The 20,598-nt window shown below is 69.4% G+C and carries 16 protein-coding genes and 1 tRNA gene; 13 read left to right on the plus strand and 4 right to left on the minus strand.

The genetic code is table 11. The annotated features are described in order from the left end of the window. Window positions 1-88: 88 nt before the first annotated feature. On the minus strand, window positions 89-1,342 hold the full coding sequence (locus HMPREF0043_RS03125; RefSeq protein ID WP_021601406.1) for a glucose-1-phosphate adenylyltransferase: 1,254 nt from the start codon (window positions 1,340-1,342) through the stop codon (window positions 89-91). 114 nt (window positions 1,343-1,456) lie between these two features. On the opposite strand from HMPREF0043_RS03125, the gene glgA reads away from it, so the two are divergent. From glgA to HMPREF0043_RS03155, 6 genes are all read left to right on the plus strand, one after another. Further along, entirely contained in the window at window positions 1,457-2,686 is a 1,230-nt protein-coding gene (gene glgA / locus HMPREF0043_RS03130; RefSeq protein ID WP_040317738.1) for a glycogen synthase, read from the plus strand. 94 nt (window positions 2,687-2,780) lie between these two features. Further along, window positions 2,781-3,563, plus strand: a complete 783-nt coding sequence (locus HMPREF0043_RS03135; protein WP_021601408.1) for an ABC transporter ATP-binding protein — start codon at window positions 2,781-2,783, stop codon at window positions 3,561-3,563. Between the two features lie 95 nt (window positions 3,564-3,658). After that, window positions 3,659-4,111, plus strand: a complete 453-nt coding sequence (locus HMPREF0043_RS03140; protein WP_021601409.1) for an NfeD family protein — start codon at window positions 3,659-3,661, stop codon at window positions 4,109-4,111. 45 nt (window positions 4,112-4,156) lie between these two features. Beyond that, window positions 4,157-5,320 carry an SPFH domain-containing protein gene (locus tag HMPREF0043_RS03145; RefSeq protein ID WP_021601410.1) on the plus strand — a complete coding sequence of 388 codons (1,164 nt, stop codon included), beginning with the start codon at window positions 4,157-4,159 and terminating at the stop codon, window positions 5,318-5,320. Window positions 5,321-5,546: 226 nt separating this feature from the next. Next, on the plus strand, window positions 5,547-6,395 hold the full coding sequence (locus HMPREF0043_RS03150) for a TrmH family RNA methyltransferase (protein ID WP_040317747.1): 849 nt from the start codon (window positions 5,547-5,549) through the stop codon (window positions 6,393-6,395). Between the two features lie 110 nt (window positions 6,396-6,505). Continuing rightward, complete coding sequence (locus HMPREF0043_RS03155; RefSeq protein WP_084432104.1) at window positions 6,506-6,805, plus strand: helix-turn-helix domain-containing protein; 300 nt, start codon at window positions 6,506-6,508, stop codon at window positions 6,803-6,805. A 67-nt stretch (window positions 6,806-6,872) separates the two neighbouring features. On the opposite strand, the gene HMPREF0043_RS03160 is transcribed toward HMPREF0043_RS03155, so the two are convergent. Next, the gene (locus tag HMPREF0043_RS03160) at window positions 6,873-7,346 is read right to left on the minus strand and encodes a tRNA (cytidine(34)-2'-O)-methyltransferase (RefSeq protein ID WP_021601413.1); all 474 of its coding nucleotides are present in this window, start codon (window positions 7,344-7,346) and stop codon (window positions 6,873-6,875) included. A gap of 161 nt (window positions 7,347-7,507) precedes the next feature. On the opposite strand from HMPREF0043_RS03160, the gene HMPREF0043_RS10120 reads away from it, so the two are divergent. The 5 genes from HMPREF0043_RS10120 to HMPREF0043_RS03185 all read left to right on the plus strand — a co-directional run bounded on the left by HMPREF0043_RS10120 (window position 7,508) and on the right by HMPREF0043_RS03185 (window position 15,363). Next, the gene (locus HMPREF0043_RS10120) at window positions 7,508-8,218 is read left to right on the plus strand and encodes a hypothetical protein (protein ID WP_021601414.1); all 711 of its coding nucleotides are present in this window, start codon (window positions 7,508-7,510) and stop codon (window positions 8,216-8,218) included. After that, window positions 8,215-9,774 (plus strand): DNA polymerase Y family protein, encoded by a 1,560-nt coding sequence (locus HMPREF0043_RS03170; RefSeq protein WP_021601415.1) that lies wholly within the window; start codon window positions 8,215-8,217, stop codon window positions 9,772-9,774. Before HMPREF0043_RS10120 ends, HMPREF0043_RS03170 begins: the two co-directional genes overlap by 4 nt. Next, a complete protein-coding gene (locus tag HMPREF0043_RS03175; protein ID WP_021601416.1) occupies window positions 9,767-13,102 on the plus strand; it encodes an error-prone DNA polymerase in 3,336 nt (1,111 codons plus the stop codon). The genes HMPREF0043_RS03170 and HMPREF0043_RS03175 overlap by 8 nt, the downstream gene beginning before the upstream one ends. Window positions 13,103-13,126: 24 nt before the next feature. Then, window positions 13,127-13,684 (plus strand): hypothetical protein, encoded by a 558-nt coding sequence (locus HMPREF0043_RS03180; RefSeq protein WP_021601417.1) that lies wholly within the window; start codon window positions 13,127-13,129, stop codon window positions 13,682-13,684. 251 nt (window positions 13,685-13,935) lie between these two features. Beyond that, a complete protein-coding gene (locus HMPREF0043_RS03185) occupies window positions 13,936-15,363 on the plus strand; it encodes a DUF4041 domain-containing protein (RefSeq protein WP_021601418.1) in 1,428 nt (475 codons plus the stop codon). A gap of 77 nt (window positions 15,364-15,440) precedes the next feature. Here the strand turns inward: HMPREF0043_RS03185 and HMPREF0043_RS03190 are convergent. Continuing rightward, a tRNA-Leu gene (locus tag HMPREF0043_RS03190) sits at window positions 15,441-15,526 on the minus strand. Window positions 15,527-15,699: 173 nt separating this feature from the next. Between HMPREF0043_RS03190 and HMPREF0043_RS03195 the strand changes: the two genes are divergently transcribed. Beyond that, window positions 15,700-16,734, plus strand: coding sequence for a GNAT family N-acetyltransferase (locus tag HMPREF0043_RS03195; RefSeq protein WP_021601419.1), 1,035 nt, complete (start codon window positions 15,700-15,702; stop codon window positions 16,732-16,734). Window positions 16,735-17,215: 481 nt separating this feature from the next. Beyond that, window positions 17,216-17,428: a helix-turn-helix domain-containing protein gene (locus tag HMPREF0043_RS03200; protein WP_021601421.1), complete on the plus strand. Its 213-nt coding sequence runs from the start codon at window positions 17,216-17,218 to the stop codon at window positions 17,426-17,428. A 109-nt stretch (window positions 17,429-17,537) separates the two neighbouring features. Here the strand turns inward: HMPREF0043_RS03200 and HMPREF0043_RS11860 are convergent, their stop codons facing one another. Next, on the minus strand, window positions 17,538-20,402 hold the full coding sequence (locus HMPREF0043_RS11860; RefSeq protein ID WP_084432107.1) for a S8 family serine peptidase: 2,865 nt from the start codon (window positions 20,400-20,402) through the stop codon (window positions 17,538-17,540). Between the last annotated feature and the right edge of the window lie 196 nt (window positions 20,403-20,598).

The raw sequence follows: 20,598 nt of genomic DNA on the forward strand, positions 1-20,598 counted from the left end.
GTGCGGTCAAGGAGGGCGTCGGGCAGCGGTCGGACGGACGCGAGGGAGAACCGCAGCGGCTCTCCCTCGCGGATCTTCGATGCGGCGCTCACGGTGTGACGCGGGCTCCCTTCGGGACGACGGTGACCCCGCCGTCGGAGACGTAGAAGCCGCGCTCCCTGTCGCGGTCCTTGTCGGTGCCCAGCTGTGCGCCCTCCTCGATGACGACGTACTTGTCGACGATCGACTTGACGACGGTCGCGTTGCGGCCGACGGTCACGCCGTCGAGGAGGACGGACTCGCGCACGCTCGACCACGAGTTGACGCGCACGCCGGGGGACAGGACGGAGCCGATGACCTCGCCTCCCGAGACGATGACGCCCGGGGAGACGATCGAGTCGAGGGCGTGGCCCAGGCGCTGATGGTGGCCGTAGACGAATTTGGCCGGGGCGAGGCTGGCGTCGTGGCCGGTCATCAGCGGCCACCTGTCGTTGTACAGGTTGAAGACGGGGTTGATCGCGATGAGGTCCATGTTCGCCTCGAAGTAGGAGTCGATCGTGCCCACGTCCCGCCAGTAGTTCTTGTCGCGCTCCGAGGCCCCGGGCACGTCGTTGTAGGTGAAGTCGTACACGCCGCACGAGCCCTCTTTGGCGAACTGGGGGACGATCGACCCACCCATGTCGTGCTTGGACGATTCGTCGGCTGCGTCCTGGACGAGGATGTCGTAGAGGGCGTCGGCGTTGAACACGTAGTTGCCCATCGAGGCGAGGAACTCGTTCGGCGAGTCGACCAGGCCCAGGCCCGAGGTGTCCTGCGGCTTCTCGACGAAGCCGTTGACCTTCTTCGGATCCTCCTTGTTGGCGTCGATCACTCCGAAGGCGGGGGCCAGCTCGAGCGGCTGGCGGATCCCCGCGACGGTCAGGCCGTACCCGGTGTCGATGTGCTGGGCGACCATCTGGGAGAAGTCCATGCGGTAGATGTTGTCCGCGCCCGTGACGAGGACGATGTCGGGGCGTTCGTCGTCGAAGATGTTGAGCGACTGATAGATGGCGTCGGCCGAGCCGAGGTACCAGTTCTTCCCCATCCGCTGCTGCGCGGGGACGGGCGCGACGTAGTTCCCCAGCAGATTGGACATCCGCCATGTCCGGGCGATGTGCCGGTCGAGCGAGTGGGACTTGTACTGCGTCAGGACGATCACCTTGAGGTAGCCCGAATTGACGATGTTGCTCAGCGAGAAGTCGATGAGACGGTAGATGCCGCCGAAGGGAACGGCCGGCTTCGCGCGATCCTGTGTCAGCGGCATGAGCCGCTTGCCCTCCCCGCCCGCGAGGATGATGGAGAGAACCCGTGGTTTTGCTCCCATGTGCCTTACCTCTTATTCCATATAGTGATGCAGTGCATGTTTTTCGCCCATTTTCGGAGGACAATTCGTATACGGTGGAAACATCGACGTCGATCAACCGAAGAAAGGTCCATTATGCGAGTTGCCCTGCTAACCAGAGAATACCCTCCGCACGTCTACGGCGGGGCGGGTGTTCACGTAGAAGAATTGTCGAAAGTCCTGGCCGCCCACGCGGACGTCGACGTCCGCGCCTTCGACGGCCCCCGCGCCCCCGGGGAGGCGCCCGCCGGCGTGCGCGTCACGGGATACGACTACCTGCCGGAGCTGAAGGGGGCGAACGCCTCCATCAAGACGCTAGGCATCGACCTGGCCATGGCCTCCGACCTCAAGGACGCCGACATCGTCCATTCGCACACGTGGTATGCGAACATGGCCGGCCACATAGGCTCGCTCCTGTACGGCATCCCCCACGTCGTCTCCGCGCACTCCCTGGAGCCCCTGCGCCCGTGGAAGCGCGAGCAGCTCGGAGGCGGGTACGAGGTCTCCTCCTGGGCCGAGCGCACCGCCTACGAGTCGGCGAGCGGAATCGTCGCGGTCTCCCGGGCGATGCGCGAGGACATCCTCCGCTGCTACCCCGCGATCGACCCCGACCGCGTGCGCGTCATCCACAACGGCATCGACCTCGACTCCTGGCGCGCCCCGCAGACCGAGGCCGAACAGGAGCGCGCCCGGCGGACTTTCCGCTCCTACGGGCTGGATCCCAGCCTTCCCACTATCGTCTTCGTCGGTCGCATCACGAGGCAGAAGGGCGTGCCGGGCCTGCTGCGGGCCATCGCCAAGCTCCCCAAGGAGATCCAGGTGATCCTGTGCGCGGGCGCCCCCGACACCCCGGAGATCGCCGCTGAGACGCGCACCCTCGTCGACGGCCTCCAAGCCGACCGCCCGGGCGTCGTGTGGATCGAGAAGCACCTGCCGCGCGAACAGATCGTGGATCTGGAGTGGTGCTCGACGACCTTCGTCACCCCCTCGATCTACGAGCCCCTGGGAATCGTCAACCTCGAGGCGATGGCCGTCGGGCTGCCCGTCGTCGGCACGGCGACGGGAGGCATCCCCGACTGCATCGACGACGGCGTCACGGGAACCCTCGTTCCCATCGACCAGCTCGACGACGGCACCGGCACGCCCACGGATCCCGAGAAGTTCGAGACGGACTTGGCCGCCGCCCTGGAGGACATGTGCTCCGACCCCGCCCGGGCGAAGAGGATGGGCGAGGCCGGACGCAAGCGCGTCGAAGACCACTTCTCCTGGGAGTCGATCGCCGTCAAGACCGTTGAGTACTACCGCGACATCCTCGCCTCTCGGTGACGGGTGACATCGCCGCCGGTTCCGCACCGCATCGGTGCGGAACCGGCGGCATCGTCGTGGCGCCGCCCGCGGTCGGGGGAGATAGTCTTGATCCATGGGTGACGTGCTCGACATACGCGATGCGACCGTCCGGCGCGGCGGACGGACCATTCTCGATTCGGTCTCCTGGAGCGTGGACGAAGGCCAGCGCTGGGTGATCCTCGGCCCCAACGGCGCCGGCAAGACGACGGTCGTCCAGCTCGTCTCCGGCCGCATGCACCCGACGTCGGGGACGGTGACGGTGATCGGGCAGACCCTCGGCCGGGTGGACGTCAACGAGCTCCGCCCCCTCGTCGGGATGGCGTCCTCCGCGATCGACGCGAGGATCCCTCCCGGCGAGCGGGTCGTCGACGTCGTGCGGACCGCCGCCTACGGGCGCTTGGCGACGTGGAGGGAGGCCTACGAGGAGGTCGACGACCGGCGCGCCAGGCGACTGCTCGCGGACCTCGGGGTGGCTGATCTGGCCGAGCGCCGTTTCGACACGATCTCCTCAGGCGAGCGCAAACGCGTGGGGATCGCCAGGGCGCTCATGCCCAACCCCGAGGTGCTGGTTCTCGACGAGCCCGCTTCGGGCCTGGACCTGGGAGGGCGCGAGGCGCTTCTGTCGACTCTGACCGGCCTGGCCTTCGAGCGCCGTTCGCCGGTCATGATCCTCGTGACCCACCACGTCGAGGAGATACCGGCCGGATTCACCCACGCACTGCTGCTCAAAGAGGGCCGGGTGTTCTCCTCGGGCTGGATCGGACGGGTCCTGACGTCGGACCGCCTCTCGAGCCTCTTCGGCCTTCCGCTTCGCGTCTCCAAGGAGGGGGGACGCTACACCGCGAGGAAGGCCTGACGCGCGGCGGTGGATAGCTCTCTCCCGTCCGTGAGGACGCCCGGGACGGGTGGAATACAATGTGGGGGAACTGTTCGCATCGCTAGGAGGACATCATGGGGTGGCGCATCCTCGGTTGGGACGTCGTGGACTGGGAACTCTGGTTGATCGCCGCCTTGGTCTGCCTCATGATCGAGTTCCTCACCGTTGACTTCTCCTTCCTCATGATCGGCGGCGGGGCTTTGGTCGGCGCCTGCATCGCGGCGGGATCCGACTCCCTCGCCGTTCAAGTCGCAGGTTTCGCGGTCGCCTCGATCCTCTTCCTGCTGGTGGTCCGTCCATGGGCGAAGAGGCGCTTCAACTCCAAGGGGTCCAAAGTCGGCAGCGTGGAGGTGCGCATAGGTCAGCCTGCGCGGACGCTCACGGTGGTCGACACGTCCGCGGGCCGGGTCAAGATCGGCGGGGATGTGTGGTCGGCCCGCACCGTAGCCGGATCGATCCCGGAAGGCGTCGACGCCACGGTCACAGGCATCGACGGGGCCATCGCCCTCGTCGAAAGGCGAATTTAGCCTGAAGAGTTCCCCCATCGAACACGAAAGAATCAAAGGACAACAATGAATTCAAGCACACACATCGGTCTCATAATTCTGGGCCTTATAGTCCTTATCGTTATAATAGCGGTATTCAAATCGTTTTTGATGGTCAAACAAGGCTATACTGTCATCGTCGAACGGCTCGGAAAGTACCAGCGCACACTCCAGCCAGGCCTTCACCTCTTGGTGCCTTTCTTCGACTCGGTCCGCCAGAGGATCGACATGCGCGAGCAGGTCATGCCCTTTCCGCCGCAACCGGTCATTACCTCCGATAACATCAACGTGTCGATCGACACGGTCATCTATTACCAAGTGACCGATCCCGTTCGCGCTACATACGGAATATCCAATCCCCTTGAAGCCATCGAGCAGCTCGCTGCGACTACGCTGCGAAACATCATCGGAACGATGGACATGGAGCAGGCTCTCACGGGGCGGGATCAGATCAACGGTCAGCTCCGCGGCGTCCTCGACGAGGCGACAGGCCAGTGGGGAATCCGAGTCGCTCGCGTCGAACTCAAGGCGATCGAGCCCCCGCGCAGCGTCCAGGGCGCGATGGAGCAGCAGATGAAGGCCGAGCGCGATCGCCGCGCCGCGATCCTCACCGCCGAGGGCGTCAAACAGTCCGCGGTCCTCACCGCCGAGGGGGAGAAGCAGTCGGCCATCCTGCGGGCGGAAGGCCAGGCGCAGTCCGCGATTCTGCGGGCTCAGGGCGAGGCCCGGGCCATCCTCCAGGTCTTCGACGCCATCCATCGCGGCAATGCCGATCCGAAGCTGCTGTCCTACGAGTACATCAAGACCCTCCCTCAGATCGCCAACTCCAATTCGTCGAAGCTCTGGATCGTCCCGACCGAGCTCACGGCCGCCCTCAACGCGATTTCGCGGGGCTTCGGCGGCGAGACCGATCCGGGGGACGACAATCCGAAGGTTGACTTCGACGGCGACGGGGGCATCGCCTCGGCTCTGGCCTCGACCGCGCTCCCCGACATCGACGACGCGCTCGCCGACGCCAAGGGGGCCGCTGACGTGGCCACCGGAGAGGTCGAGGAATCCGGACGTCAGTCCGGCCGCCCTTTCGACCCGCAGGCCGAAGTCGGCCAGCGGCCCAACCTGCCCGCCGACCGCCCGCAGAGCGGCCCGCGACGCGAGGACACCGACCTTCCCCACCCGCCCGAGGGCGTGTGACGCGACTGGGGGCGCGCGGACAGCCCGCGCCCAAGCTGGCACGCGAGCGCCGCGGTAGCGCGTAGGCGGCAGAGAGGGGTCTCGACGGCCGCGCGGCCGTCGAGACCCCTCAGACGAAGAGACGTGGAATGGAAGGGGATCGCCGCAGGCGGCCCGCGGCCCGATGGGATCCGACCTGCCGGATGCGATCGGGCGCCTCCGAGCGGAGATGTGGCACCCTGGTCCAGTGCTGATTCCGATTTCCGACACCGGGGACGAGCGTCTGGAGGACTACACCCGCCTCACCGACGTCGCCCTGCGACGAAAGCTCGAAACCGACAACGGACTCTACATGGCCGAGTCGACCAAGGTGATCGTTCGGGCCATCACGGCCGGCCACCGCCCCCGGTCCGTCCTCGCCGACGAACGCTGGCTGGATGAGCTGGCCCCCGCGCTGCGGCGAGCCGGAGGAGACCCCGAGGGAGGGGACATCCCCGTGTACGTGTGCGACGAAGCCGCTTTGCAGACGATCACCGGCTTCCATCTCCACAGAGGGGCGATCGCGGCGATGAACCGCCCGTCCCTTAAGACGGCGGAGGAACTGCTCGCATCGTTGCCCGGCGGCGCGCGGAGGGTCGTCGTCCTGGAGGGGCTGGTCGACCACACGAACGTCGGCGCCGTCTTCCGCTCCGCTGCGGGCTTGGGAGTCGACGCGGTGCTGGTGACCCCCGCCTGCGCGGATCCGCTGTACCGCCGCTCGGTCAGGGTCTCCATGGGGGCCGTGTTCCAGGTTCCGTGGACGAGGGTGGAGCCTTGGCCGCGGGGAATGGAGGCGCTCACGAGGCATGGCTTCACGACCGCCGCTCTCGCCCTGGAGCCCGGAGCGATGACGCTTGCGGAGTTCGGCCGGCTCGACGTGTGCCTCGCCGCGGACTCGAGGATCGCGCTGATCATGGGGGCCGAAGGGGACGGGCTGGGTGCCGCGACGATCGCGCGGGCCGACTACTCGGTGGTGATCCCCATGGCCGGCGGTGTCGACTCCTTGAACGTCGCGGCGGCCAGCGCCGTCGCCTGCTGGGAACTGCGCACGCGCTAGGCGACCGCCGCGCCGAGGCCGTGGGCGCGCGAGGGCGCCGCGAGCACGGCAGACGGCCGTGCCGGGTATGCCCCGTCGTACCGCCGTGTATACCCGGTGAGAGTTGGCCTATGCCCGAATCGTCGCCACTTGAACGCCATCTCGCCTCGATCTTCGCACACACCATTCGAGAGAGGCGGATGGAGCTCGGCCTGTCCCAGGAGCAGGTCGCACTCCGAGCCGACATCGACCGCAACCACTACCAGTTGATGGAGTCCGCCCGCTCGGACCGGCGGTCCAACCGGGCGGTGAACCCTCGATTCTTCACCCTGCTCAAGCTGGCCAATGCGTTGGAGATGCCGGTCGAAGAACTCCTCCACCCTATTTCCAGATCCTACCGTTTTCAAGTCGAACGCGGCGAGATGCTCTGACTGCGCAGACGTGCGTCCAACTGCGAACCCGCCCCACGACGAGGCGGGGAAGCGGAAAGCCGGCCCGTCATGAGAAATCCGACGATTCGGCGTACCCGTGCTGCCTCCACGCTTCGTAGACGGCGATCGACGCCGCATTGGCCAGATTGAGCGAGCGCCGGGCGGGCATCATCGGGATCCTCAGCGCTGACGTCACCGAGCGGTGGGAGACGATCGCGGCCGGCAGCCCGGTGGGCTCGGGCCCGAAGAGCAGCGCGTCCCCCGGGCGGTAGGAGACGTCGGCGAAGCTGTCGGACGTGTGGCCGGTGAACGCGAAGATCCTCGCCCCGGGCAGGCTGTCGACGAAGGAGTCGAAGGACGGGTGCAGGCGGACGTTCGCCAAGTCGTGGTAGTCCAGGCCCGCGCGCTTGAGGTGGGCGTCGGAGAGGTCGAATCCCAACGGCTCGATGAGGTGGAGCGCGGCGCCCGTGCAGGCCGACAGCCGGATGGCCGCTCCCGTGTTCCCCGGGATGCGGGGCTCGTAGAAGACGATGTGGAACACGTGCCAAGGCTATCGCAGCCCTCGCGCGCGGCACTCCCGCATACCGCGCCACTCTGCGGAAACTTCCCGAAAGGGAGTGCGCGCTTGGAAAGCGCCGGACCGTGGGCCTATCCTTGAATCGAACATACGTTCACACATCGGATGTCTTTGGGAGCTGCGGTATGGAGACGGCGAAGCGTTTGGAGGCGGCCAGGCGTGCGCTCGCCCGCGCCGAGGAGTCGGTGGGGCTGTCGAGCGCTCCGTCGGGAGCCGGGGCCCCGGCGGGGGAGTGGTCGGTGCCCGACGCCCTATCCTGGCTCTTCCCCCGCGGCCTATCGCGTGGCATGACCGTCGGCGTGCGCGGATCGCGGCTGGCCGCTCTGCTCGTGGCGGGCATTGCGAGCGGCGCGGGCGCGTGGAGCGTCTTCCTCGGGTGCGCGGGAACGGGGTGGGCCGTGGCCGCGAGCCTCGGAGTCGACCTCGACCGCACGGTGTGCGTGCCCCGGGTCGGGGAGGCGGCCCGCTCGCAGGTCCTCGCGGCCGCCGTCGACGGATTCGACGTCGCCGTCATCGGCTCCTCCGTCCGCCTGGACGCCCGGGAACGCAGGCTGCTGGCCAAGCGCGCCCTCACCCGTTCCTGCCTTCTCATCGCCGAGGGATGGCCCGCCCGTCGGTGCGTCGTGGGGCGATTCGACGGTGTGGAGGGACTCGAGCGCGGGGCGGGCCATATCTCGACGATCCGTCTGAGCATCGGCCGCGCGAGTGAGCCGGGCCGCACCGTCCTCATCGACTCCGCCGGATGGCGGGCGGGTGAGCCGGCGCGTCTCCTCCGCCCGCCCGCGAGCGCGTCCGCATCCGCCGCGGCGAGGAGCCTGCGGGCGGTGAGCGCGTGAAGGGAGCCGTGTGGATCGCCGACTGGCCCGCGACGGCCGCCGAACTCGCCGGAGAGATCCCCGCGGGCGCGCCGGCCGCCGTCGCGGGACCTGGCAGAGTGGTCTCGGCGAACGCATGGGCCCGCGCCCACGGCGTCCACGAGGGGATGAGGCGGCGATCCGTTCGCGCGGTGTGCCCTCAGGCGACCGTTCTGCCCGTCGACCGGCAGCGGGACGCGGTCCGCTTCGAGCCGATACTGCGGGCGATCGACGCGCACGTCGCCCACGTCGACGTCCTCGAGGCGGGCACGGCGATGTTCGCGGCCCGCGGAGCGGTGCGGACCGCCGGCTCGCCCGAAGCCCTCGCCGAGGCCCTGATCGGCGAGATCGCCGACGGCACCGGGTGCGAAGCCCACGTCGGCATCGCGAAGGGAACGCTGGCCGCGCTCGTCGCAGCGCGCTCGGACATCCTCCTCGACGAAGAGGATTCGCACGCGATGCTGCGCGCGCAGAGGACTCGGACGCTGCTGCTGGCCGCCGGCGCCTGCCCGCGCGGCCGGATGGAGGAGTGCGTGGAGCTCCTCGAACGCCTCGGAGCCGACACCCTCGGCAAGGTCCTCGACGTGGGGGCGGCGGCGCTGACCACCCGCTTCGGACGGATCGGGCAGACGATATGGTCCCTGGCGAGCGGTCGGGACGCCCACATCGCCGTCAGGCGCGAGACGGCCGCCGAACTGATGTGCGGCCGCGTGTTCGAACCCCCGGTCGAACGGGCAGAGGAGGCCGTCTTCGCCGTGCGGCCGCTGGCCGCGGAACTCGCGGCGGCGATGGGCAGACGCTCGCTCTCGGGAGGAAGGCTGCGGATCGGCGCGTTCATGGAAGACGGGCGGGAGTTCAGCCGCACCTGGACCGTGGACGGAGGGCGCGCCCGCGACATCCTCGACCGCGTCCGCTGGCAGCTCGCCGGCTGGATCGGCGCACCCCGGCAGCGGAGCGGGCTGGCCCGGATCGAGCTGAGAATCGACCAGACCGTGGAGGCGGGGGAGCGGCCCGATCCGCTGTGGGGCGCCCGCGCAGCAGGCGATGAGCAGGTCGGGCGGGCCGTGACCCGTCTGCAGGCGCTGCTGGGGGAGGGCGCCGTGCTCGTGCCGAGGGCGGCCGGCGGACGCGACGTGAGCGAACGCCACGTGGAGATCCCCTGGGGCGAAGACCTCGGCGACGGACGGCGGCCCGAAGCTCCCTGGCCGGGGGCCATCCCCGAACCGGGCCCCGCCCTCGTCCATTCGCCCGTCGCGCCGGCCGAACTCCACGGGGCGTGCGGGCACCCCCTCGAGGTGACCGAAGACGGCCTCCTCGCCTGCTCCCACGCCTGCGAGGACCCCGCTCCCGCCTGGCTCGCAGGCGCCGGCGGGAGCGAGCCCGTCCTCGACTACGCCGGGCCGTGGCCGGTCGACGAACGCTGGTGGGACCCCGCGCGGCACAGACGGAGGGCCTACATGCAGATCGCCTGCCCCGACGCGGCCTTCCTCGTCTACCGCGAGAAGGACGCCTGGTACGAGCAGGCCGTCTATGCCTGACGTCCCCTACGCCGAACTCCACGCCCACTCGGCCTACAGCTTCCTGGACGGCGCCAGCCTGCCCGAGGAGCTCGTGGAACGCGCCTGCGAGCTCGGACTGCGGGCCCTCGCCCTGACCGACCGCGACGGCTTCCCCGGCGCCGTCCGACTGGCCGAGGCCGCCCGGCGAACGGGGCTCCCCGTCGCCTTCGGGACCGAGCTGAGCCTGGGTCCCGACGCGCGCACCGCCCGCGCCCACCCGCCCGGAGAGCGCATCCTCCTGCTCGCCAGAGACGCGCAGGGGTACCGACGCCTGTCGCGCACCGTCGGCCTGGCCATGCTCGCGGCGGGAAGGAGGGGAGCGGCCCATTACGACCTCGAAGCCCTGGCGGAGGCGAGCCGCGGAGCCTGGATGGTCCTGACCGGGTGCAGGAAGAGCGGCGTGAACCGCGCGCTCGAAGGGAACGAGTCCGGCCGCGGGCCGCGGAATCCGCGGGAATGGGACCTTGAGGCCGCCGCCCGCGAGGTCGAGGCGCTCATCGCGCTCTTCGGCCAGGAGAACGTCGCCGTCGAACTGACCAACGACGGCGCCCCGCTCGACCGCGAGCGCTGCGCGGCCCTCGCCGAAGTGGCCGAACGCGCGGGAGTCCCCTGCCTGGCGACCGGAAACGTCCACTGCGCTGAAGCGGCGGACCGGCCGGTGGCCGACGTGCTCGCCGCGACCAGGGCGCGCACCGATCTCGACGGCCTCGAGCACCGCCTGCCCGTCAACCGGTCCTACCTGCGGTCGGGGGCCCGTATGCTCGCGTTGCACCGCGACCACCCCGAAGCCGTGGCGGCGGCCGCGCGCGTCGGCGCCGAATGCGCCTTCGATCTGGCGCTCGTCGCCCCCGGCCTGCCGGACTTCCCCGTTCCGGAAGGGCACACGCCCGCCAGCTGGCTGCGCTCGCTCACCTACGCGGGAACGCTCGAACGCTACGGCACGCGGGCCGGCAACCCTCGGGCGTGGGAGGCGGTCGACCACGAGCTCGGCCTCATCGTCGCCCTCGACTTCCCCGGGTACTTCCTCATCGTCGAGGAGATCGTCGCCTTCTGCAGGCGGAGGGGGATCTGGTGCCAGGGGCGTGGGTCGGCCGCGAACTCCGCCGTCTGCTTCGCCCTGGGGATCACCGCCGTCGACGCCGTCCGCCACCGCATGCTCTTCGAACGGTTCCTCTCGCCCGGACGCTCCGGCCCGCCGGACATCGACCTCGACATCGAGTCGAGTCGGCGCGAAGAAGTCATCCAGCACGTCTACCGGCGCTACGGGAGGCGGTGCGCCGCCATGGTCGCCAACACGATCACCTATCGGCCGCGCTCGGCCATACGGGACGCCGCGAAGGCCCTCGGATACGACCCCGGGCAGGCCGATCGGTGGGCCGCGTCCGTCAGCCGGCACGCGCACGCGGATCGCCGGCCGGCCGCGGACGCGCCCGAGCATGGTCGGCCGGGCTGCGACGGCGTCCCGCCCCGCCCCGATCACGCCTTCACCTCCGCGGGGGAGGGGGCGCCGATCCCGCGGGACGTCGCGGCGATGGCTTCGCGCCTGCAGGAGCTTCCCCGGCACCTGGGCGTCCACCCGGGCGGCATGGTCCTGTGCGACCGGCCCGTCGTAGACGTCTGCCCGGTCTCGTGGGCGGCCATGCCCGGACGGACCGTGCTCCAGTGGGACAAGGACGACTGCGCCGAAGCCGGACTGGTGAAATTCGACCTCCTCGGGCTCGGGACGCTCACCGCCCTGCGGATCGCCTTCGCCCGGCTGGCGGAAGCGGGGGAGAGAGGAGACGACGGAAAGCCCCTGGCCCTGTACAACCTGCCCCAGGAGGACCCGCGCGTCTACGCCCTGCTCCAAGCCGCGGACACGGTGGGGGTCTTCCAGGTCGAGTCGCGGGCGCAGATGGCCGCCCTGCCGCGACTGCGCCCGGCATGCCTCTACGACGTCGTCATCCAGGTGGCGCTCATCCGGCCCGGCCCCATCCAGGGCGACGCCGTCACCCCCTACATCAACCGCCGCCTCGGCCGCGAAGCCGTGACCTACCCGCATCCCCTGGCACGCCCCGCCCTGGAGAGGACTCTGGGAGTCCCCCTCTTCCAGGAGCAGTTCATGCAGATCGCCATCGACGTCGCCGGCTTCAGCCCGGCGCAGGCCGACCGGCTGCGCAAGGCGATGAGCGCCAAACGCTCCCGCAGGCGCATGCAGGCCCTGAAAGCCGAGCTCATGGACGGCATGGCGGCCAGAGGAGTCGACGAGGCGACGGGGGAGGAGATCTACGCCAAACTCCGCGCCTTCGCCGAATTCGGCTTCCCCGAGTCGCACGCCTTCTCCTTCGCCTACCTGGTCTACGCCTCGGCCTGGTTGAAGGTCCACCATCCCGAGCACTTCTACGCGGGGATCCTCGCCGCGCAGCCGATGGGCTTCTACTCTCCCCAGTCCCTGGTGGCCGACGCCCAGCGCCACGGGGTGAGGATCGGCCCACCCGACGTGACGCGATCGGCGGAGAGGGCCCTGGTGCGAGTCGGAGACCCTGACGATCCGGCTGCCCGCGGGACCGCCCCGACGACGCCGGTCTCGCGACTGGTCACCCCGCATCCGCGGTTGGAGGTCAGACTGGGCCTCGATTCCGTGCGCGGATTGGGCAAGGCCGCGCAGCGCATCTGCGCCGAGCGGAGAGAGGCCCCCTTCTCCGACGCGGCCGACCTCGCCGGGCGCGCCCGGCTGAAGAGGGCGCAGATCGAGGCCCTCGCCGCGGCCGGTGCGCTCGAAAGCCTCGGGGTCGGGCGTCGGGAGGGCATATGGGCGGCCCAGGCGCTCGAAGACCGGACGGTCCGCCACGGCGCGTGGCACCAGCCGCCCATCCCCGGAACGGAGGCCCTGGGAGCCGTCCCCGATCTGCCGGCCATGAGCGAGGCGGAACTGGTGTCCGCGGACATCGCCGCCGCCGGGACGTCGCGGATCCACCCGATCCGGCTACTGCGCCAGGAGCTGGCCGCCCAGGGGATCCTGCGCGTCCTCGACGTGGAAGGCGCCGAGGCCGCCACGCGAATCCGGGTCGCCGGCGTCGTCACGCACCGCCAGCGTCCGCCCACCGCGGGAGGCGTCACGTTCGTCTCCCTCGAGGACGAGACGGGCCTGCTCAACGTCGTCTGCTCGCCGGGCCTGTGGGTGCGCTACCGCGACGTCGCCGGCCGCAGCTCGGGGCTCGTCGTCCGGGGCACGGTCGAACGGGTGGACGGGGCTACGAGCCTCCTCGCCGACGCGCTGCAGCCCCTGGCCCTGGGCGCGAGGTTACCCTCGCGGGATTTCCGCTAATAGACTTGTGGCGGAAGGAGACATGTGAGCATATACAGAACGCTGCTGAAGCTGGCGCGCAAGGTCGGCCCCGCCGCTCTCATGGCCGCCGTCCGGTACGGCCCCGAGCTGCGGAGAATGGTCAAAGACAACCCGGAGGCCTTCGCGGGCCTGACGCGCCGCTTCTCCAAAGTCACGGGGGCCAAGGAATCGGGTTCGCTCCAGCAGAGGGTCAACGTCCTGCGCGAACAGGCGACCTACCTGTATGCGTCGGCCAACACGGCCGACGTCGCGCAGCAGGCCGCGGCGTGGCGCACCGAACTCGAGGCGATCGAGAAGGCCGTCCCCGTCCTGGATGCCATGAGCCGCAAGCGTCGGATCGCCGAACGGCGCGAACTCGTCGGCAGGATCGATCGCCTCTCCTCCCAGATCCTGGCCGCCAGCCTGATCGACACGGTCGAAGACGCCGAGATCGTCGGCGAATCCGACGGCGCCGAGACCGAAGGCCCCCGAACCGGGTCGGACGCGGCGGGCGGTCGCAGCGACGGCGGGCCCGGCCGGGGCGACGGCGAAAGCGGGGCACCGGCCGAGCCCGGAGCCTAGCCGGGAAGCCGAGCCGGAGCTGAGGAAGGGCCCCAGCGGGGAGAGGCGCAGGGCAAAGGATTGCCGGCGGGCGTGCGACTCCGGGCTTATGCGGTCGCAGACGCGCGGCCCTATCATGCTGTTACGACGACACTCACCCAAGCGCGCCTCACCTTCCGCCGACGGCTCACGGCCCGCGTCACCGACGACCGGGACTCCGCCAACCGGGATGCCGTGACGACGTGCCAGACGCAGACGAGGAAGCCACCGCCATGCTCTCCAGGAAAAGCCAACAGATCGAGGACCTCCGCAGGCAGCTCGAGGAGGCCCGGGCCGCACGGCTGGCCGCCGAGGAGATCCTCGAGAGGGCCGGAGGTCGGGACGCCTCGCACGTCCAGAGACTCGTCAGAGACCTCCACGGCCAACGCGAGGCCCTCCAGCGGGAGATCGACGGCCGGCGGGAGGCTGAGCGCAGAGAGATCCAGGAAGTCCAGCACGCCATCTTCCAGGCGCGGAACCATCTTGCGCAGATCCAGCAGCAGACGGCGGCGCTGAACGCCTCCTATCAGGACGCCGCGACCATGCTCGACTACGGGTTGGTCGACTACGCGCATCCCGCCCGGTCCTCCGTCCAGCTCCAGAGCGAGCTCGCCGGAGTCCGCTCACGCATCAAGGAGATGGTCCGGACCAGGACGGCCACACTGGCGACGACGAATTTCACCTTCAACAATTCGACGGCCAAAGGGCGGAAGTTCATCTCGGACATGTCGAAGATGATGCTCCGGTCCTACAACGCCGAGGCGGAGAACTGCATCCTCACCCTCAAAGCCGGGAACGGACAGGCGGCCGTCACGCGGCTGGAGCGGGCCAGAGAGCAGGTGAAAAGGCTCGGGGCGATGATCGATCTGCGCATCGCCGACGAATACCACCGCCTGCGCCTCCGCGAGCTGGAGCTCGCCCTGCACCACAAGAACGCGGTCAAAGTCGAGAAGGAGATCGAACGCGAGGAGAAGGCCCGGCTGCGCGAGGAGGCCAAAGCTCGAAAGGAACTCGAAGAGCAGCGCGAGAAGCTCCTCAAGGAACGCGGGCACTACGAGAACGTCGTCAACGCACTCCTCTCCCAGGGGAAAGCCGAGGAAGCCCGGGAGATCCAAGCGAAGATCGACGACATCGACTCCCAGATCGAAAACGTCGACTTCCGGGCCGCGAACATCCGAGCCGGTTACGTCTACGTCATCTCCAACATCGGGTCCTTCGGGCGCGAAATGGTCAAAATTGGCATGACGCGCAGGCTGGTCCCCGAAGACCGCGTCCGCGAGCTCTCCGGTGCCTCGGTCCCCTTCAACTTCGACGTCCACGCGCTGTTCTTCACCGAGGACGCCGTGACGGTCGAGGCCGAACTGCATCGCCGCTTCGCCGACAAGCGCGTCAACCTCGTCAACCGCCGCCGCGAATTCTTCGCCGTCTCGCCCGCGGACGTCAAACGGGCGCTCAAGGAGATCGCCGGCAACCTCTTGGAATTCGTCGAGGAGCCCGAGGCCGAGCAGTACAGACTGTCCTGCCAGATGCGCGCCGCCGAGAACCTCCCCGTTTCCGGCCCCTCGTTCGCGCCAGGCCCGCAGACCGCCTTCAGCCCTCAGCTCCTAGCCCGCGCGACTCCGGACCACGCAGTGCCGGGACGCCACCGTCGACCGGAGTAGACGCGCCCGCGGGGTGGTAGCCCGGCAGCCCACCGGAACGAAAAAAGACGCATCCATGGGATGCGTCCGTGAACACGTGCGCGGAGGGGGACTTGAACCCCCACCCTCTAATACGAGGACTAGCACCTCAAGCTAGCGCGTCTGCCTATTCCGCCACCCGCGCGAGTCAGCGGCCGGGACACCGCCCCGAGCAACAGGTAAGAGAGTAGCACGGCCTCCATCGCCGCACCAATACGGAGACGCGCCGGGGCGTGTGACCTCGATCGCGTGGCTTTCCCTCCGCCATGCGACCCGTTCATCGCCGGCCCTGCGGGATCGGACGGTAGGCTGGCCCTCATGGAACGCACGACGTTGACGAGCAGGCGCCTGGTCCTGTCGCCGCCCACCGAAGAGGACGTCGACACGATCACCGAGCTGTGCCAGGACCCGGCGATCCAGAAGTGGACGACGGTTCCCGCCCCCTACACGCGCGAATCCGCCGAGTCTTTCATCGAGGACGTCGTCGTTCCCTCCTGGGAGGAGACCTCGCCCACGTGGGCGATCCGATTCAGCCAGGACGGCCCCCTCATCGGCACGATCGCCCTCACGGGGAAGGACGGCACCGCGGAGTTGGGGTTCTGGCTCTCCGCCGCCCATCGCGGAGCCGGGCTGGTGAGCGAGGCCGCCGCGCGCGTCATCGACTTCGGCTTCCAGGAGATGGGCCTGGCCTCGATCCTGTGGCGCTGCGAGATAGTCGACGGCGAGCCCAACTGGCCCTCGGCTCGCGTCGCCTGGAAATGCGGTTTCACCTTCGAAGGACGAGTCCGCAGGATGATCGCGAACAAAGGAGAGGCGCACGACGCGCTCGTCGCCTCGATCCTCCCGGAGGACTCCCGCGAACCGAAGGGGCCGTGGTTCGGACCCGACCGCCGCCACCCGGCATTCGCCGACCCCCGCGACCCCGAAGCCCTCGTCCGCCAATTCCATGAGACCTACGGCCTTCCGCTCGTCGCCGACGGGCCGGAGGCGGACCGCGAACGGATCCACATGCGCATGGCCCTCGTCGCCGAGGAGTTCGGAGAGCTCGTGGGCGCCGTCTACGGCGAGCGCGCACGCGGCATCGTCGACGGCGCCTTCGCGCGGGCCGCCGCCGCCGATGAGCGCGTGCGCGACACCGTCGGGGTGGCCGACGCACTGGGCGACATCGTCTACGTCGTCTACGGGATGGCGCTCGAATTGGGCATCCCGCTGGCGGAGGTCCTGGCCGAGATCCAGGCGTCGAACCTCTCCAAGCTCGGCTCGGACGGCAAGCCGGTCTACCGGGAGGACGGCAAGGTCCTCAAAGGCCCCGACTATTTCCCTCCGGACATCCCGAAAGCGCTGGGACTCTAGAAGGCTCCGGCCTGCGTGTCCGCGATCCGCCGGGGCGTGAGCGGCCGCAGGCGTTCAAGGCGTGCCAGGGATCCCGAGCGCGAAGTGGCGGCCCGGCGGAGGAGCGGCACCCCGCCGTGTCTCGAGGCTGCGATCGGAGCGTCATCCTGACGGGGACGTGCGGCACCCCGCTGTGTCCGCGCGGCTTGGACGACGGGGTGGCCGCCGCCCGTCGTCTCCGGCGCGTTCGATCACCTTTCCCGGCCTCGGTCTGCCGTGTATTCACGGCACGCCGAATCGATGTGCAACGCATCGGCGCGAAAATAGGATTGAATGACGGCGTGAGAATAGAATATGTTAGCGGCTGCGACTGTCTAGGTGCTGTAGCCACCGGAGGAGGCGGATAGTTGCGGCCACGCCCAGGTTGCATTCCGGGCGGCAATGTCAAGGTCCACCGCGGGAGTGCGCGCGGCGGACAGCAAGAGAAAGATTGAGGAAAAACATGGACAAATTCCTGACGATCCCCGACGTTGCGGAGATTCTCAACGTCTCGGTGCTCCAGGTGCGGTCGCTGCTGCGCAGCGGCGACCTCAAGGCGATCCAGATCGGCGGTCGAGGCCAGTGGCGCATCCAGATGAGCGTCCTGGAGGAATACGTCAAGCATGGATACGAGCGCACGCGCGAGCGCGTCAATTCCGGATGGGAGCGGCGCTAGCCCGCCGGCGCTCCCGCACGGGCGGGGCTGCGCTCGGCTTCCGCCGGGGCTCTCACAGCGCGCGACAACCTGGGCACGGCCAGCCTGGAGGCGGCTGGGAGACGGGATTTCACCCGGGTCGGCTGGAGGCTGACTTCCCGCCGGCGCTTCGCACGAGGAACGGCTTGGAGGTGAACGTCTCGACGTTCCTGCCGTTCTGAGCCTTGCCCACTCCCTTGGTCACCGTCGCCTCGAGGACGTAGCGGCCATCGGCGACAGGCGTCGGCTTGGCTGTGGAGGAGGACCTGACCTTTCCGTTCCAGCTGAACTGCGAAAGCGATCCGTCCGCTCCTTCGCCCGTCGAACGGTATGCGTAGTTGTCGGCCCCGGCGGGTTCGCCCTTCGCTCCGTCGGCCCGGGCGCGGTAGACCCTCAGGTCCAACCGCGACACCGGGTGCTCGATGTGCATGAGCACCCGCGGGAAGTCGTGTCCCGTCATCGAGTAGACGTGGTCCTCCTCTGTGACGGCCTCGTACTTCGCCTTCGGATCCGCGCAGTCCACGCCGCGCAACCGCCCGTTGGGGCATTCGCCGACGACGCCCAGGCTCGGCTCCATCGTCAACTTGCGCTTGGGGTCGATGCCCAGGAAGGAGAGGGACGAGGCGTTGAAGACCTGCCCGTACGTCCACGTCGGGTTGATCGCGTCGAGCGCCTCGTAGTCCCCGGACAGGCCGAGGAAGGGAACGCGCTGGGTTCGGCCGTCGGATCCCCTCAGCACGACGAACCCTCCGTACACGGCGGTCCCCTTCAGCCGGGTGCGACTGGCCTTTCCCTGGACGTAGGCCGTGTGCTCGGTCGGCGGGGTGACCGTCACCTCCACCGTGCGGGTCGAATGGGGCGGGACCCTCACCTTCCGTCGGGAGAACGTCACGCCGGTGTTCAAGCCCGCGACGATCTGCGGGGAGGTGTTCGGCCCCCACGTTCCGGCCGGGGAGAAGTCGGCGCTGAGGGTGTGGGTCACCTCGGCGCCGGAGCGGTTGGCGATCGTCAGCCTCGTCGGCTTGGTCGAATCCGTGTCCCCCAGGGAGATCTTCGAGGGGGTGACCGTCGACGGCGAGGCCTTCGATCCGAGGCGCGAATGCGACGTCGCCTGGGCGACGGCCGCCGGTATGTCGATGAGCCCGCCGCCCTGGCGGTGGACGGGCTCGGCGACGCGGGCCTGGCTGGGAAAGCCGCGACGGACGGGGTCGGCCAGAAGCACGGGCTTGGCCGTGTTCTGCAGCAGCGCGCGCACGTCCGCGGGGCCCAGAGACGGGTTGGCCTGGAGCAGCAGCGCCGCGGCCCCCGCGACGTGCGGAGCGGCCATGGACGTCCTCGACTCGGTCGCGTACCCCCGCTTCTCCAGGGGATAGGTCGAACGGATGTTCCCTCCGGGCGCCAAGAGGTCGGGTTTCAGCGACAGGGTGGCGGACGGCCCGTACGAGGAGAAGGTCGATTTCCTGCCCGAGTCGGGATCGTAGGAGGCGAGTTTGCGTTTCGACCACGTGACGGTCGCCTTGCCCTTGGCGATGGCGGCTTCCAGCCGGCGCCCCTCCTCCTGACCGATCCCCACCGTCGGGACGTCGAGTCGAGGTTGGGCGCTCGCGTTCAGGAGGCCCGGCCCGTCGTTGGCGATGATGACGGCTGCGGCGCCGTCCTTGCGAGCGGCCTGGCCTTTGGCGTACACGCTGGGGCCTCCGTGGGCGACGAGGACGGCCTTTCCCGTGAAGGGCGTCCCCGGGAGGTCGACGGCACCCGCCTTCTGGCCGTCGGGATATGAGACGAGCTCGTAGGAGCCCTCGGTCGGGGCATCGCTGGCGCCTTTGACGGGGAGATAGCCGACGGACGTGCCGTCCGCGAGGTTGAAGGAACCGAGCAGGACGCCCGCGTTGTCGACCGAGCCGACGGCGATGGCCTTCTCGGCCACGGCGGGGGCGCTCGCCGAGAAAAGGCCGGAGTCGCCCGCGTTGCCCTGGGACGCGGTCACGACCACGCCGGCCTCGCTCAGCGAGTCGGCGCCCCGAGCGGTGGGATACGTCGGCCACGTCATGTACGGGACGCCGATCGAGATGTTGACGACGTCCATGCCGTCCTTGGCGGCGCGCTCCATGGCCGACAGGATGATGCCGGTGTCGGTCGAGCCGTTGCACCCGAAGACGCGGTACGCGCCCAGGAGGGCGTCGGGGGCGACGCCTGTGAAGCCGGGGTCGTTGCCGGCGGCGATGCCCGCGACGTGGGTCCCGTGGCCGTCGCAGTCGTCGGGCACGCCGTCCGGGACCGGCGTGGGGCTGTATCGGTCCGATCCGACGTTCGCATCGTAGGCGTCGCCGACGAAGTCCCACCCGGCCACGACCTTCTTCGTCGGGAAGGAATGGGCGGGGTCGGGTCTGCCGCTGCCCGAGAACGCGGAGTGGTCGATGTCGATCCCGGTGTCGATGATCCCGATCTTCACGCCCCGTCCGGTGAGTTTGAGGTCCGTGTGGGCGTAGTTCGCCCCCGTCATCGCGCCCGACCTGAACGCCTCCGGATGCGTCGTGCCGGAGTCCGCGCGCGGCCGGGCCACCTCCAGGACGGGGAAGACAGCCTCGACGCCGGGGGCGTGCCGCACGTCGGCCAGCGCGTCGTCGCCCGCCGCCGACACCGTCAGGCCGTTCCAGATGCGGGAGTAGCTCGCGGTCACGGTCGCCGAACCGCGAGTCGAGGCTCGGAAGGCGTTCTGCTCCTGGAGGATCCGGCTCGCCGAACCCCCGCGGATCGTCGGGTTCTCCTTCAGTTGGACGAACCATTTCCCGGTGAAGCCCTTGGCGTGGGCGGCGACCGAGGAGACGCCGGACACGCCGGGCGGATGTGCGGCGCCGTCCGTCGTCGGAGCGGCGGAGGCGGTGGCGGCGGTCCCCAGGAGGCACGCCGCGCATGCGGCGAGCATCCTGCGCAAGCCGTTGCGTCGTGCTGGCATCGGTGAGTCCCTTCGTTGACGATGCGGCCCGCATGCGGGCCGCAAGCCCGCGGCGGCCTCCAGGCCGCCGATCGAAGGGACGCCGGGCTCGGCCGAGCGTCGAATCGGATGAGGACGGCGGATCTGTGAGACGCACCGTGAGCGGTATGGCGATCCGGTGAGGGCTCGGATCGATTCGGCGCAGGCCCGGGGTGCG

This window comes from Actinobaculum sp. oral taxon 183 str. F0552 (assembly GCF_000466165.1).
In the GTDB taxonomy this organism is placed as follows: Bacteria; Actinomycetota; Actinomycetes; order Actinomycetales; family Actinomycetaceae; genus Peptidiphaga.

Bases quoted from the DNA above. Each gene is read 5' to 3' on its own strand.
- HMPREF0043_RS03125 (WP_021601406.1), bottom strand. From the start codon at position 1,342: ATGGGAGCAAAACCACGGGTTCTCTCCATCATCCTCGCGGGCGGGGAG.
- glgA (WP_040317738.1), top strand. From the start codon at position 1,457: ATGCGAGTTGCCCTGCTAACCAGAGAATACCCTCCGCACGTCTACGGC.
- HMPREF0043_RS03135 (WP_021601408.1), top strand. From the start codon at position 2,781: ATGGGTGACGTGCTCGACATACGCGATGCGACCGTCCGGCGCGGCGGA.
- HMPREF0043_RS03140 (WP_021601409.1), top strand. From the start codon at position 3,659: ATGGGGTGGCGCATCCTCGGTTGGGACGTCGTGGACTGGGAACTCTGG.
- HMPREF0043_RS03145 (WP_021601410.1), top strand. From the start codon at position 4,157: ATGAATTCAAGCACACACATCGGTCTCATAATTCTGGGCCTTATAGTC.
- HMPREF0043_RS03155 (WP_084432104.1), top strand. From the start codon at position 6,506: ATGCCCGAATCGTCGCCACTTGAACGCCATCTCGCCTCGATCTTCGCA.
- HMPREF0043_RS10120 (WP_021601414.1), top strand. From the start codon at position 7,508: ATGGAGACGGCGAAGCGTTTGGAGGCGGCCAGGCGTGCGCTCGCCCGC.
- HMPREF0043_RS03175 (WP_021601416.1), top strand. From the start codon at position 9,767: ATGCCTGACGTCCCCTACGCCGAACTCCACGCCCACTCGGCCTACAGC.
- HMPREF0043_RS03185 (WP_021601418.1), top strand. From the start codon at position 13,936: ATGCTCTCCAGGAAAAGCCAACAGATCGAGGACCTCCGCAGGCAGCTC.
- HMPREF0043_RS03195 (WP_021601419.1), top strand. From the start codon at position 15,700: ATGGAACGCACGACGTTGACGAGCAGGCGCCTGGTCCTGTCGCCGCCC.
- HMPREF0043_RS03200 (WP_021601421.1), top strand. From the start codon at position 17,216: ATGGACAAATTCCTGACGATCCCCGACGTTGCGGAGATTCTCAACGTC.
- HMPREF0043_RS11860 (WP_084432107.1), bottom strand. From the start codon at position 20,402: ATGCCAGCACGACGCAACGGCTTGCGCAGGATGCTCGCCGCATGCGCG.